At 40.0% G+C, this 14,043-nt stretch carries 11 protein-coding genes; 9 read left to right on the plus strand and 2 right to left on the minus strand.

The window, feature by feature from the left end; genetic code table 11:
* The first annotated feature begins 544 nt into the window (after positions 1 to 544).
* On the plus strand, positions 545 to 2,263 hold the full coding sequence (locus tag DZB84_RS19140; RefSeq protein ID WP_116353917.1) for an ABC transporter ATP-binding protein: 1,719 nt from the start codon (positions 545 to 547) through the stop codon (positions 2,261 to 2,263).
* Between the two features lie 253 nt (positions 2,264 to 2,516).
* Positions 2,517 to 4,091: a SpoIID/LytB domain-containing protein gene (locus DZB84_RS19145; protein WP_116353918.1), complete on the plus strand. Its 1,575-nt coding sequence runs from the start codon at positions 2,517 to 2,519 to the stop codon at positions 4,089 to 4,091.
* Positions 4,092 to 4,135: 44 nt separating this feature from the next.
* Here the strand turns inward: DZB84_RS19145 and DZB84_RS19150 are convergent, their stop codons facing one another.
* Entirely contained in the window at positions 4,136 to 5,797 is a 1,662-nt protein-coding gene (locus tag DZB84_RS19150) for a glutamine--tRNA ligase/YqeY domain fusion protein (protein ID WP_116353919.1), read from the minus strand.
* 211 nt (positions 5,798 to 6,008) lie between these two features.
* Here DZB84_RS19150 and DZB84_RS19155 point away from each other — a divergent pair, with 211 nt between their 5' ends.
* From DZB84_RS19155 to DZB84_RS19170, 4 genes are all read left to right on the plus strand, one after another.
* The gene (locus DZB84_RS19155) at positions 6,009 to 6,752 is read left to right on the plus strand and encodes a threonine/serine exporter family protein (RefSeq protein ID WP_116353920.1); all 744 of its coding nucleotides are present in this window, start codon (positions 6,009 to 6,011) and stop codon (positions 6,750 to 6,752) included.
* A 17-nt stretch (positions 6,753 to 6,769) separates the two neighbouring features.
* Positions 6,770 to 7,201, plus strand: coding sequence for a threonine/serine exporter family protein (locus tag DZB84_RS19160; RefSeq protein WP_116353921.1), 432 nt, complete (start codon positions 6,770 to 6,772; stop codon positions 7,199 to 7,201).
* A gap of 236 nt (positions 7,202 to 7,437) precedes the next feature.
* Positions 7,438 to 8,259 (plus strand): tryptophan 2,3-dioxygenase, encoded by an 822-nt coding sequence (gene kynA / locus DZB84_RS19165; protein ID WP_116353922.1) that lies wholly within the window; start codon positions 7,438 to 7,440, stop codon positions 8,257 to 8,259.
* 17 nt (positions 8,260 to 8,276) lie between these two features.
* Complete coding sequence (locus DZB84_RS19170; RefSeq protein ID WP_116353923.1) at positions 8,277 to 8,750, plus strand: GNAT family N-acetyltransferase; 474 nt, start codon at positions 8,277 to 8,279, stop codon at positions 8,748 to 8,750.
* Between the two features lie 42 nt (positions 8,751 to 8,792).
* Here the strand turns inward: DZB84_RS19170 and DZB84_RS19175 are convergent, their stop codons facing one another.
* Positions 8,793 to 9,629: a GNAT family N-acetyltransferase gene (locus DZB84_RS19175; RefSeq protein WP_116353924.1), complete on the minus strand. Its 837-nt coding sequence runs from the start codon at positions 9,627 to 9,629 to the stop codon at positions 8,793 to 8,795.
* A 165-nt stretch (positions 9,630 to 9,794) separates the two neighbouring features.
* Between DZB84_RS19175 and DZB84_RS19180 the strand changes: the two genes are divergently transcribed.
* The 3 genes from DZB84_RS19180 to DZB84_RS19190 all read left to right on the plus strand — a co-directional run bounded on the left by DZB84_RS19180 (position 9,795) and on the right by DZB84_RS19190 (position 13,797).
* Complete coding sequence (locus tag DZB84_RS19180) at positions 9,795 to 10,781, plus strand: LacI family DNA-binding transcriptional regulator (RefSeq protein ID WP_116353925.1); 987 nt, start codon at positions 9,795 to 9,797, stop codon at positions 10,779 to 10,781.
* A gap of 138 nt (positions 10,782 to 10,919) precedes the next feature.
* Positions 10,920 to 12,326, plus strand: a complete 1,407-nt coding sequence (locus DZB84_RS19185) for a sucrose-specific PTS transporter subunit IIBC (protein ID WP_116353926.1) — start codon at positions 10,920 to 10,922, stop codon at positions 12,324 to 12,326.
* Between the two features lie 31 nt (positions 12,327 to 12,357).
* The gene (locus DZB84_RS19190; protein WP_116353927.1) at positions 12,358 to 13,797 is read left to right on the plus strand and encodes a glycoside hydrolase family 32 protein; all 1,440 of its coding nucleotides are present in this window, start codon (positions 12,358 to 12,360) and stop codon (positions 13,795 to 13,797) included.
* Positions 13,798 to 14,043 lie beyond the last annotated feature (246 nt).

Below are 14,043 nucleotides of genomic sequence, written 5' to 3' on the forward strand. Positions count from 1 at the left end.
GGGTAAGAGTATGTCCCGCAAGAATGGTCTAGAGGTACATGTAGAGAGAAAAAAGGGTAAGAGTATGTCCCGCAAGAAGGTTCTAGCGGTACATGTAGAGAGAAAAAGGGTAAGAGTATGTCCCGCAAGAAGGTTCTAGCGGTACATGCAGAGAGAAAAAGTGTTAAAGTATGTACCGCAAGAAGTCTAGAGGTACATGGCAGAGAGAAAAAGGGTAAGAGTATGTCCCGCAAGAAGGGTCTAGAGGTACATGGCAGAGAGAAAGAGCGTAAGAGCATGTCCCGCAAGAACGGTCTAGCGGTACATGGCAGAGAGAAAAAACGTAAGAGAATGTCCCGCAAGAAGGGTCTAGAGGTACACGCAGAGAGAAAAAGGGTAAGAGAATGTCCCGCAAGAAGAGTCTAGAGGTACACGAACGAGGGAAAAGCGATCAAGCATGTACCTCAACCTCAAGATTAATATTTCGACCAACTTAATAGTTTGTCAAATTCAAGGGTAACAGCTTATAATTCGTAATAGGTATATGTCATAAGGAGAGAAAAGGATGTTACGACGTTTTTTTACATACTACAAGCCACACCGGACGCTATTTCTAATTGACTTCAGTTGTGCGGTAATTGTAGCAATTTTAGAACTTGCCTTTCCGCTAGCGGTGCAGTGGTTCATTGATTCACTTTTGCCAACCAATAACTGGTCTGCAATTGTTTGGGTGAGCATTGGTTTATTAGTTTTATATTTAGTTAGTTCAGGGCTGCAATTTATCGTAGGTTATTGGGGCCATAAGCTTGGAATTAACATAGAAACGGATATGAGGCAGCAGCTGTTTCAGCATGTGCAACGTCAATCGTTTCGTTTTTTTGATAATACAAAAACAGGTCATATTATGAGTCGGATTACAAATGATTTGTTTGATATCGGGGAGCTTGCCCATCATGGTCCAGAGGATTTATTCATTGCCATCATGACCTTTATTGGAGCATTTTGGATTATGCTAACGATTAATGTGAAGCTAGCCTTAATCGCAATCATTGTTGTCCCATTTTTAATTTGGCTCATTGCTTTTTCGAATGTTCGCATGAATCGTGCATGGAAAGCGATGTATAGCAATATTGCCGATGTCAATGCACGGGTAGAGGACAGCGTTGCAGGGGCGCGAGTGGTCCAGTCCTTCACAAATGAAGAATATGAAATTTCAAGGTTTAAGGTAGACAATCGTAAGTTCCGCCGGTCTAAACTGAGTGCGTACAAGGTAATGGGTTCAACATCTGCTGGGATTTATCTCATGACACGCTTGTTTGTGTTAATCGTGTTAGTTGTTGGCGCATGGCTAAGCTTTAATGGGGACCTGACTTATGGGGAACTAGTTGGATTTGTCCTTTATGTCAATGTTCTTTTTAAGCCGATTGATAAAATAAGTGCTTTGTTGGAGCTTTATCCAAAGGGCATGGCAGGCTTCAAACGATTTACAGAGCTCCTCGATATGGAGCCAGAGGTAGAGGATGCAAAGGATGCGGTGGCTGTTCCATCCCTCCGTGGTGATATCGTGTTTGATCATGTCACTTTTGGCTATGATGAAAAGCAGGGATCTGTCTTAAAGGATATTAATTTAAAGGTCCATGCCGGGGAAACGGTTGCGTTTGTTGGTCCGTCTGGGGCGGGGAAAACAACCATTTGTTCTTTAATTCCACGTTTCTACGATGTAGATGGTGGTGCCATTTCTATTGACGGTATGGATATTCGAAAAATGACAAAGCAATCACTGAGGTCACAAATTGGAATCGTACAGCAGGATGTTTTCCTTTTTACAGGGACATTAAAGGAAAATATTGCGTACGGGATGCTTGGGGCAACGGACGAACAAATTAAGGAAGCTGCAAGACGTGCCCATTTAGAAGACTTTATCGCTGGTCTGCCGGATGGTTACGAAACGCAGGTTGGTGAAAGAGGACTTAAGCTTTCGGGTGGTCAAAAACAAAGGATTGCGATTGCCCGGATGTTCTTAAAAAATCCGCCAATCCTAATTTTAGATGAAGCTACTTCAGCTTTAGATACAGAAACAGAACAAATTATCCAAAAGGCGCTAACAGAGCTTTCGAAAAATCGCACAACCCTTGTGATTGCTCACCGTCTGGCAACGATTCGTAATGCGGACCGCATTGTGGTTGTAACAGAGGATGGTATAGCTGAACAAGGTGGACATGATGAACTACTTGAGAAGGGTGGCATCTTCGCGAATCTACATCAAGTTCAATATCAATCTTAATGACCAGGAAATCCTGGTCATTTTTTTATTGAGTAGGTCAATAGTCATATAAAAATTTCAGCCATAAAGCGGTCAATTGCCTTAGATAGAATAGAAGAAAAAAGAATCTTGTCGTTTTCTATCAGAAGATAGAGAACTAGTAAAACACGCAGGTGAAATTTAATTTTAAAAAATAGTAAATTAGTATGAAAGGTAATTTTAACCCCCTAACGAACTTATCTATATGACGAAAAATGAGTAGGGGGAATAGCGTGTGAAAAGAGTTTTAAAGATATTATTTGTGTTTACCTTTGTCAGCATTTTATCGCTGCAAGGGATATGGGACAATCTAGCAGAAGCAAGTGAGGGAGAAGAACCAACGATTCGCATTGGAGTTGTGCCTTCTGAGGAGTCCCTTACAGTGGGAGGAATTGACGATTTTGCTATCAAAGATAAAGCAACAGGTGAAGTCCTTTTAACAGGATCTAATAATGAAGTACAAGTCGAATTAGCGGGGTCATCCGTTGTAAAGACAAACTACCGATTACAGGTTGCATTTTCAACGAGTAATGCTTATATTGCCGATTGGCTGCAACGAGCCGAATCACTTGGGTATCCAACTTATATCGAGGAATACAATAATGGGTGGAGATTATTGATAGGAGAGTTCCCAGCAGATGCCTCATTTTCTGTGAGAACGGCTTTTAAAAATGAAATCATCTCCAAAGGTCTAGGTGCTAGCGATGCTTATTGGAGGATCATTACAACTGTTGAAGGTGAGTCAACAATCAAAGTTTCTGATGGTGAAACAGCAAAAACAACGACCAACTCCATCCAGGTCATTTCAAATGATTTAGTGACAATTAACGGTAAAAAATACAGAGGAATCGTGGAGGTTGGTTTTAACAGTTCTGGGTCACTTGCGGGAATTAATGAACTTCCAATTGAGGAGTATTTATATGGTGTCGTTCCACGTGAGCTGCCGCCTGTTCCATATGGTGAATTAGAAGCGCAAAAATCACAGGCGATTGCTGCCAGAACCTACGCCTTATCCAATATGGGGAAGAGAGGCAAGGATGGCTATGATCTTCTTCCAACAACATCTGACCAAGTGTATGGTGGCTATGAAGCTGAACACCCAATCTCAAATGGTGCAGTTGATGGTACACGAGGAATTGTCGCAACTTATGAAGGTAAATTGATAACGGCTGTCTTTAACTCTACTAGCGGGGGATTCTCGGCAAATAATGAGGATGTGTGGAGTTCAGACCCTGTTCCATACCTAAGAGGGGTGCCAGATGCACAAAGAGGAAAGGCGTTTGAGCATGTTCCATCCTTAGAGGTCTTTAAAAATCACAGCAATTCTAAGTCTTTACGAGCAGCAAAAGAAGGAGATTTTGAAGCAGATTGGTCGAAATACCATCGCTGGAATTTTGAATGGACGGCAGAAGAAATTAGTAACGTGTTAAGCACATCATATAATACGGAAGTAGGTAAGGTGCACGAAATTAATGTGACTGAACGCTCAAGCTCAGGCCGCGTGCTCGAAATTGAGTTTGTTACGGAAAATGGTACTTTTTATGAATACAAAGATCGAATTCGAACGACATTAAAATACATTAATGCGAACGGTAACCAAGCTTCACTTTTAAGTACTTTATTCCACATTGAGCCGGTTATAAACAATCAAACAAAAGAAGTCGTTGGCTTTAAAGTATATGGTGGTGGCTGGGGCCATGGTGTCGGCTTGTCACAAACAGGTGCAGTTGGTATGGCTGAAAAAGGGGCAACCTTTGAGGAAATTCTTAAACACTATTACCAAGGCATTGATTTAGAGGACAGATACTAAAAAGAAGACTCGTGCAACACGATTGGTGTGCACGAGTCTCTTTTTTATAATTTGAATGAACTTTTTAATGAAACAATTCGGTTAAAGACAAGATGGTCTTCGGTAGTGTGTTTCGGATCCACATTAAAGTAGCCATGTCTAAAGAATTGGAACTTATCCTGTGGCTTCGCATCTTTCATGTTTGGTTCAACGAATCCATTTAGAATCTCAAGAGAGTTTGGATTGACATAATCAAGGAATGTTTTGTCTTCTTCCTCATCCCCATTTTCTTCCGCATCTAAAATCAGTGGTTCATAAAGACGGAATTCAGCAGGCACCGCTTGTGTAGCCTCAACCCAGTGAATCGTACCCTTTACCTTACGACCAGTAAAGCCAGTACCACTCTTTGTTTCAGGGTCATACGTACAACGCAGTTCAACTACATTTCCTTCTTCATCCTTAATGACTTCTTCACATTTAATAAAGTAAGCATGCTTTAGACGCACCTCATTACCAGGGAAGAGACGGAAATATTTTTTCGGCGGATTTTCCATGAAATCCTCTTGTTCGATATAAATTTCACGAGAGAACGGGATTTGTCTTGTTCCCATTTCTGGATTTTCAGGGTTAATTTCCGCATCGAGCATTTCCACTTGTCCTTCTGGATAGTTCGTAATCACGACTTTAAGTGGGTTAATGATACCCATTGTTCGTGGTACTTTTAGCTTCAAATCTTCACGAACAAAATGCTCTAGCATTTGTGTATCAACGGTACCGTTGTTTTTTGCGACCCCTAATTCACGCAAGAATGTACGGATTGCTTCAGGTGTATACCCTTTTCTTCTTAGTCCGGAAATAGTTGGCATGCGAGGGTCGTCCCATCCGTCCACATGGCCTTCTTCAACTAGCTGCTTCAACTTACGCTTACTCATGACAGTATTTGTTAAGTTGATGCGACCGAATTCAATTTGCTGTGGTTTTCTTTCCATTTCACATTGCTCAACAACCCAATTATAAAAAGGACGTTGATCCTCAAACTCAATTGTACAAATAGAGTGAGTCACACCCTCAATTGCATCCTCAAGTGGGTGGGCAAAGGCATATAATGGGTAGATACACCATTTATCACCTGTATTATGATGAGTCGTATGTGAAATTCGGTAAATAACAGGATCACGTAAATTAATGTTTGGTGACTTCATATCAATTTTTGCACGTAATACTTTTTCACCATTTTCGTACTTGCCAGCACGCATGTTTTCAAATAACTCAAGGTTTTCCTCAATCGTACGGTCACGGAATGGACTTTCTTTACCTGGCTCTGTTAGGGTTCCGCGGTATTCACGGATTTCATCTGCACTCAAATCATCCACATATGCAAGGCCTTTTTTGATTAATAAAACAGCCCGGTTATACATTTCTTCAAAGTAATCCGAAGCAAAAAAGAGACCGTCCCAATCATATCCAAGCCATTTTACATCCTCTTTGATTGAGTTAACGAATTCAATATCCTCTTTCAATGGGTTTGTATCATCAAATCGCAGGTTGGTTTTACCCTTAAATTCATCCGCAAGGTCAAAATTTAGAATGATTGATTTGGCATGTCCGATATGTAGGTACCCATTTGGTTCTGGAGGGAAACGGGTAACGACATGATCGCGTTTTCCTGTTTCTAAATCATCGATTATAATATTTCTAATAAAGTTTGAAACGTTATTATTGTCCACGCTTATAACCTCTTTCGTTATCCTGTAGTAAACGCTCAAAAATCACAATCGGTTCGTTTCTTTTTGAACATCATCTATAATGGATGAATATATCATAAATCCAGAAGAATTACCATTATTCTCATGTTTACCAAACTTTAAGTTGATTATGAGGCTGTCTTTCATATAAGCTTTACAATATGTTATTTTTTAATCTATGGAGCGGTGTTTTATGGAAAAAAAGAGTGAAGTTATGGAAATCTGTTTGTTAGCGGGAAAAATAATGCTTGAAAGTGGAGCCGAGACGTATCGAGTAGAGGATACGATGAACCGAATGGCCGCTGCATTTGGGATATTATCTTCCCATAGTTATGTGACACCAACTGCCATTATGTTTTCGACGAGTGGTACAGAACCTACTAACTTAATACGCATCAATGAGCGTTCAACCGATTTAGAAAAGGTAACCCTGGTGAATAGCATTTCACGAAAAATCAGCAGCGGGGATTTAACGCTTCAGGAGGCAAAACAAGAGCTAGACGACCTTTCAAAAAAGGATCTTTCCTATCCCGTCTGGATTCAGATTCTGGCAGCAACCCTTGCTAGTGGATGTTTTACCATCATGTTCCTTGGAACCTGGACGGACTTTTTACCAGCATGTGTTGCGGGAGGAGTAGGATTTGCCTTTTTTATCTACCTTCACCGGTTGATTCGAATCAAATTCTTTGCGGAGTTTTTGGCTTCATTTTTAATAGGAATGGTTGCTTATCTATTTATAAGGACAGGGATTGGGGCAGAGCTTGATAAAATTATTATCGGATCAGTGATGCCACTTGTTCCCGGGTTGGTGATTACAAACGCAGTTCGTGATTTGATTGCAGGACACCTCGTTTCCGGGATTTCAAAGGGAGCAGAAGCGTTTTTAACAGCCTTTGCAATTGGAACGGGAGTAGCTGTGGTCCTTGCGATTTTCTAAGATGAAAGGAGTTTACAATGCTTGCTCATTTGTTTACAAGCTTAATTGCTTCTAGCACATTCGGGATCATCTTCAATGTTCCTAAAAAGTCCCTTTTAAAATGTGGACTAGTTGGAATGATTGGTTGGATGTTATATATCTTTTTATTTTTGAGAGGCGTCGATGCCGTTTATGCGACGCTTGCTGCCTCGGTATTGGTTGCCATCATCAGCCATATTTTTGCTAAAGTATATAAAAACCCAGTTATTATCTACAGCATCGTCGGAATCATTCCGTTGGTGCCAGGTGGAATCTCGTATGACGCGATGAGGAACTTTGTTGAAAATGACTATTCTACAGCCTTACCACTAGCGGCGAGGGCTTTTATGATTTCAGGTGCAATTGCATTCGGTCTCGTCATCTCAGAGGTATTGAATCAATTGATTATTAGAAGAAGAAAAAAAGTGTAGTTTCAAGCCACTGGGAAACGGATTTCCAGGTGGCTTTTTATTATGCGCTAAAATCGATAGAGTCGAAATAAAAACGATAGAACTGGATTAAAATCGATAGAATCAAAATAAAGTCGATAGAATTGAAATAAAACCGATAGAGCCAAGAACCGCCTAAGAAAATCATAAATATGTAGGATATTTCGGCATATTCATAGAAAGTAATGAGTAGGATTCAAAATGGAAAGGAGATGTCTATGAGTAAAAACGATGGTATTTACGATGACTTATCAAAGGACATGACGTATGGTGATTATCTTCAGTTAGATTCTTTGCTTTCAAGCCAGCAACGACTGTCTGAGCACCATGATGAGATGCTGTTTATCATCATTCACCAAACGAGTGAGCTGTGGATGAAGCTTATTTTACATGAGGTAAATGCGGCAAAAGCATCTATTTTAAAAAATGACCTTGAGCCCGCGTTTAAAATGTTATCAAGGGTCTCACGCATTCAGCAGCAATTGATTCAATCATGGGATGTTCTATCAACGTTAACTCCATCAGAATATATGGAATTTAGAGGCGAACTCGGAAAATCCTCAGGCTTCCAGTCTTATCAAAATCGGTTAATTGAGTTTGCGTTAGGACATAAAAAGCCGAATGTACTCGGTGTTTATAAGCATCAACCTGAAGTTTACAAACAGGTTGAGGCGGCACTCAGAGAAAAAAGTATTTATGATGCGGCGATACTTGCCCTGTCAAAAAGAGGCTTTACAATTGACAAAACCTGCCTTCAAAGGGATTGGACAGAGGATTATAGGGCCAACGAAAGCGTCGAACAGGCTTGGCTTGAAGTCTATCAAAATATTGAAAAGTATTGGGATTTTTATGAGCTTGCGGAAAAGCTAGTGGATATTGAATCCCACCAACAGAAATGGCGCTATAATCACATGATTACTGTTGAACGAATTATCGGGTACAAGAGGGGGACAGGTGGCTCGGCAGGTGTCGAGTATTTGAAGCAGGTCATGAACCATCGCTTTTTCCCAGAGTTGTGGAATATACGGACGAGACTATAGAGGTGTATCACTCAAACATGGACATACAAATTCAAGCTGTTTCAAAAGAGGAAGAAGAGGTCTTACATAACCTCATGCAATTTTATATTTACGAATTTACAAAGTATATGAGTACGATAAAGATAAATGATAATGGTTGTTTTGACAGGTTTAATCTTGATGTCTATTGGAAAGGCCGAAACCATCACGCTTATTTTGTAAGAGTGGATGGTTTGCTTGCAGGCTTTGTATTAGTGCAAAGCCAAACGGAAGAGGAACCTAATTCAATAGAAGAATTTTTTATTATGAGAGGTTATGAGGGCAAAGGAATTGGGTCCACTGTTGCCGAGCAAATCTTTGCTATGTTTCCTGGAAGGTGGCATGTGAGACAGTCGGAGAAGAATGAGAGAGCCCGGACATTTTGGAGAAAAATCATTTCAAAAAGTACAAAGGGAAACTTTTCCGAACGCTTTGATGAAAGAAACTGTTCGATTCAGGAGTTTACCATATAAGTAGTCTAGATATAAAAAGGAGTTTACCGCGAGGAGAACTCCTTATTTAATGACAAATTGATCAAACGGCAAGTAATAAACGGGGTAATGATCTAGCTGTTCAAAGCCAACTTTCTTTGCGATTGCAATAGAGTCTTTGCGAAATGATTCTGTTGTCCAGTGCGGGTTTCCGCCACGACTCAGACATTCCTTAATAAACGCCGTTGCCATTGCGGTAGCAAGCCCTTTTCCACGATGACTTGGGTCATATGTGTTAATTCCAATCTCGTATTCATTTTTCGATACAAAAACAGACAGACATGTTCCGATAATAGTTGACCCTTGAACGACTGCAAATCCCAAGCCTTTTTGAAAAAATGAATCCAAGGATTCGTCCCAAAACTTCGTGATTTCATTTTTAACGATGTGGCTTTCATCCCAATCAATAAGATCCTTATTAATTACTTTTAACTCATAGCCTTCAGGAATTACCTGCGTATCGTTTGGAGTAAACCATTCTTTATGAAAAACAAAAGGAACACGTTCCCCTCTCAGCAGAGGAACTCGTGTAAAAATGGATTCAATGGATCCATTCCACTGATGGTTTGGATAAATTTCGAGATTTAATGTATCTTCCTCAGGGAGTGCCTCAACCCTAATCACGGATGCAATATATTCCTCAAGCTTAGAATTATATTCCTGATTATCAACCTTGCCACAAAGATAGAACATCTCATTTTTCGCCCAAATAAAGGCTGTTTCGGGGTAATTCTGATTGTCTACAAAAATCTCTCCTGGATTGTTCCCATCAATAACCCCATTCATAACTGGATGGTTCGTTAATCCCGGAAGAAGCGGTTTTACTACTTTAAAGTTACCTTTTATTAGCTTATCAATCATTTACCCCACGCCCTTTTCCGATTTAATTACCCGTGTATATTGATTTCATTATAATAGAATCCAACATTCTAAAGAATAAATATTTTTTGAAGTTACTAAAATTGCTTTTGAACTTGAAAGAATTGTGTAAAATAGAGAGGAATGAACTGTAATGGAGGAAATGTCATGGTGACGATGAAGGAAATTGCGAGACTTGCAAATGTGTCGAGTGCGACTGTTTCGCGCGTGCTGAACAATTCAGGATATGTAAGTGATGATGTTCGCAAGCGTATTTTAAAAATTATAGAGGAAACAGGCTATATACCAAGTGAGCACGCAAAAGCATTGCGGACCAAGCAATCCAATGTCATTGGTGTCATCCTACCAAAATTAAGCACAGAAACAGCAAGTAGGATTGTTAATGGAATCAGTGAAGAACTTGCAAAACACCGCTATCAAATCTTACTTACAAATACAAATTTGGATCCGAAAAAAGAAATCGAGTATGTTAAGCTTTTAAAAAGTAAACAAGTTGATGGAATCATTTTGCTTGCAACCAATCGAGGCGAGCAACTGTTAGAGGAGATCAATAAACTACGCATTCCATTTGTTGCGACTGGACAGGAGATGGAGGGGGTACCCTCTGTCATTAATAATAACTTCCAAGCAGCAAAGGAAATCACAAATCTGTTAATAGAAAAAGGTCATCGGAGTATTGCATTTATTGGTGTAGACGAGACGGATTATGAGGTCGGGTACAAGCGGAAAGCTGGATACTTAGCGGCAATGGAGGAAAACCAACTGCCCGTTGTTAACAAGTGGATTGGGAAAGCAGAATTTACAATCGAATCAGGGTATTTGGCGGCGAAGAAAATTTTTGAAGCTTCTACTAAAAAACCTACTGCGATTGTGGCTGTAACTGACCGTTTGGCGATTGGAGCAATGGAATATTTAAAAGAACAGGGATTGGAGCTTCCAAATGATGTTGCCTTAACTGGAATGGGTGCATCTGATTTATCAAGGTATGTTTCTCCAAAATTAACGACCGTTGATTTTCTAAGTGAATATACAGGCGCTGAGGCAGCTAAGACATTGTTGGAAATCATACAGGAAGGGACTTCCATAGAAAAAAAACAAATCGATTATAGACTAATTGTTCGAGATAGTATATAATCGGTTTTGTAATGAATGTGTAATCGATTACACAAACAGCCTTTAAATTTTTTTAACGGAATGTGTAATCGATTACCTATTCTTTTAAGGTATATGTAATCGATTCCATACAGACACTATTTTTAGGGGTGATTCTAAATGTCAGAAAATCGTCGAATTGCAGAAGAAATTATTGAAGCAGTCGGGGGTAAAGAAAACATTCTTTCTGCTGCACACTGTGCAACAAGATTACGAATTATGGTTCAAGACAAAGAAAAAATTAATCAAGAAAAAGTTGAAAGTGTAGATAAGGTTAAAGGGGCATTCTTTAACTCTGGTCAGTTCCAAGTCATCCTTGGTACAGGAACAGTCAATCGGATTTATGAAGAGGTTGAAAAGCTAGGGATTGAAACAACAACAAAAGCTGATCAATCAAAAGAAGCAGCGAAAAGCGGAAATGCTTTTCAACGTGCAGTTCGTTCATTCGGTGACGTGTTTGTCCCAATCATACCTGCACTAGTTGCAACAGGTCTTTTCATGGGTGTTCGTGGATTAGTGATGCAAGAGCAAATTCTAGCATGGTTTGGCTTAACGCCCGCGGATATCTCTCAAAACTTTATTTTATTTACTGAAATCTTAACAGATACAGCCTTTATTTTCTTACCTGCACTTGTCGCATGGTCCACATTCCGTGTGTTTGGGGGTAACCCAACGATCGGACTTATACTTGGTTTAATGCTTGTTAGCCCTTCATTGCCAAATGCATGGGGAGTTGCAGGCGGAGAGGTTGATCCGATTAAATTCTTTGGATTCATACCAGTAGTCGGTTACCAAGGCTCCGTTATTCCAGCATTTATCACAGGTATTGTTGGTGCAAAGCTTGAAAAATGGATCCGTAAACGTGTCCCAGAAGCACTGGATTTAATTGTGACTCCATTTTTAACATTACTCATCATGATTGCTTTAGCTCTATTTGCAATCGGACCAGTGTTCCATACAGTTGAAAATGTCATTTTAGATGCAACAGTTGCAGTACTTGAATGGCCATTTGGTATTGCCGGATTAATTATTGGATTCCTTAACCAAATTATCGTTATTACAGGTGTTCACCACGTCTTTAACCTATTAGAAATTCAATTACTTGAAAAATTTGGATTCAACCCGTATAACGCCATTGTCACATGTGCAGTAGCAGCACAAGGTGGAGCAGCTTTAGCAGTTGGATTAAAAACAAAGTCGGTAAAATTAAAAGCTTTAGCCTTACCATCTACCTTGTCTGCATTCTTGGGAATAACAGAACCCGCAATATTCGGAGTTAACCTTCGTTATGTGAAACCATTTATCATGGGACTCATCGGCGGTGGTGTTGGAGGCTTCTTAGCTTCAATCCTTGGTCTTAAGGCAACAGGAATGGCAATCACGGTAATCCCGGGTACATTGCTATATTTAAACGGACAAATTTTACTTTATATCCTCGTGAACGTAGTAGCTATTGCTGTTGCATTCGTTCTAACTTGGATGTTCGGGTACTCAGATAAAATGCTAGAAAAAACAGAAGGCAAGTAATCACTTGCCTTCTTTACGTAAGGAGTTCATCATGAATCAGCACGAATTAATCGAAAAAGCAAATCAGGAAGTTGAGCGAAATAGGGTGAAGGTCGAAAGCGACCAGTACCGTTTGAAATTTCATTTAATGCCACCAGTTGGTTTGTTAAATGATCCGAATGGGTTCATTCAATATAAGGGTGTGTACCATTTGTTTTACCAATGGAATCCCTTTGAAACGGCACATGGTTCGAAGTTCTGGGGACATTACACCTCAAAAGACCTTGTGAATTGGGAACACGAGCCGATTGCACTAGCTCCAAGTGAATGGTTTGAGAAAAATGGCTGTTATTCGGGAAGTGCAGTTGAGCATGACGGAAAAATGGTGTTATTTTATACAGGGAATGTGAAGAATGAAGAGGGTGAACGTGAGACTTACCAATGTATGGCGGTCTCAAGTGATGGCTACACTTTCGAGAAAATGGGACCAGTCATCCATCTTCCAGAAGGCTATACAGCCCATTTTCGTGACCCAAAGGTTTGGAAAAAAGAAGATACATGGTACATGGTGTTGGGTGCACAAGATCTCGACGAACAAGGGAAGGTTGTTCTTTACTCTTCGCAGAACTTAACAGATTGGGAATTTCGCGGTGCTATTACAGGTTCGGAAATGAACGGATTAGGACCGTTTGGATACATGTGGGAGTGTCCCGACCTTTTTGGATTGGATGGTAAGGATGTTCTCCTTGTTTCTCCACAAGGGCTTGAGCCAGAAGGTGATTTGTATCATAATTTATTCCAAGCGGGCTATTTTGTGGGAGAGTTACATTATGAAAAGCCATCTTTTCAGCATGGTGCTTTTACTGAATTAGATCGTGGTTTTGACTTCTATGCTCCTCAAACCACCATCGATGAAAAAGGACGAAGACTTCTTTTTGCATGGATGGGAATGACCGATGATTATGAAAAATATCAGCCAACGATTGAAAATGGCTGGATTCATGCGATGACATTGCCACGTGTTCTTTCACTTAAAGGTGAAAAAGTTATCCAACAACCTGTAGAAGAACTAAAGCAGTTACGGAAAAATGAAGAATCGTATCAAAATGTTCAAGTCCATAGAGAGATTATAACGCTCGATAAGATACAAGGGACATCAATGGAAATGCTCATTGACGGAATCTCGTACCATTCAGATTCCTTTGAAATCACATTCAGAGGGGCTGCAAGTTTCTTTTATTCCGCAAAAGACAATAAAATGAGTCTCCATCGGAAGAATTTTAAAGATGGAAGTGTGGAATCACGGCATTGTCAGATTTATGGGATTAAAAAGCTACACGTGTTTTTGGATACTTCCTCAATTGAGATTTTTGTAAATGATGGGGAGGAAGTTTTTACAGCGCGATTTTACCCAAGTACGAAAAACGAGTCCATTTCTTTTAAAGCGGAAGGTAATCTTCAATTTAATATAAAGAAATGGGATTTAGCTTGAGGTATATCTTCGTATGTAGCTTAGTTCCGTAAGAGAGGTTTCAAGGTACATGCTCAGGCGAAAAAGATCCAAGCGTGTACCGTAAGAAAGGTTTTGCGGTACATGCTCAGGTGAAAAAGATCCAAGCGTGTACCGTAAGAAAGGTTTCAAGGTACATGCTCAGGCGAAAAAGATCCAAGCGTGTACCGTAAGAGAGGTTTCGCGGTACAAGCTCAGGGGAAAAAGATCTAAGCGTGTACCGTAAGA

It is taken from the genome of Bacillus sp. HNG (assembly GCF_003400205.1).
Classification (GTDB): domain Bacteria; phylum Bacillota; class Bacilli; order Bacillales; family Bacillaceae_L; genus Ferdinandcohnia.

Bases quoted from the DNA above. Each gene is read 5' to 3' on its own strand.
- DZB84_RS19180 (WP_116353925.1), top strand. From the start codon at position 9,795: ATGGTGACGATGAAGGAAATTGCGAGACTTGCAAATGTGTCGAGTGCG.
- DZB84_RS19160 (WP_116353921.1), top strand. From the start codon at position 6,770: ATGCTTGCTCATTTGTTTACAAGCTTAATTGCTTCTAGCACATTCGGG.
- DZB84_RS19190 (WP_116353927.1), top strand. From the start codon at position 12,358: ATGAATCAGCACGAATTAATCGAAAAAGCAAATCAGGAAGTTGAGCGA.
- DZB84_RS19170 (WP_116353923.1), top strand. From the start codon at position 8,277: ATGGACATACAAATTCAAGCTGTTTCAAAAGAGGAAGAAGAGGTCTTA.
- kynA (WP_116353922.1), top strand. From the start codon at position 7,438: ATGAGTAAAAACGATGGTATTTACGATGACTTATCAAAGGACATGACG.
- DZB84_RS19140 (WP_116353917.1), top strand. From the start codon at position 545: ATGTTACGACGTTTTTTTACATACTACAAGCCACACCGGACGCTATTT.
- DZB84_RS19155 (WP_116353920.1), top strand. From the start codon at position 6,009: ATGGAAAAAAAGAGTGAAGTTATGGAAATCTGTTTGTTAGCGGGAAAA.
- DZB84_RS19175 (WP_116353924.1), bottom strand. From the start codon at position 9,629: ATGATTGATAAGCTAATAAAAGGTAACTTTAAAGTAGTAAAACCGCTT.
- DZB84_RS19185 (WP_116353926.1), top strand. From the start codon at position 10,920: ATGTCAGAAAATCGTCGAATTGCAGAAGAAATTATTGAAGCAGTCGGG.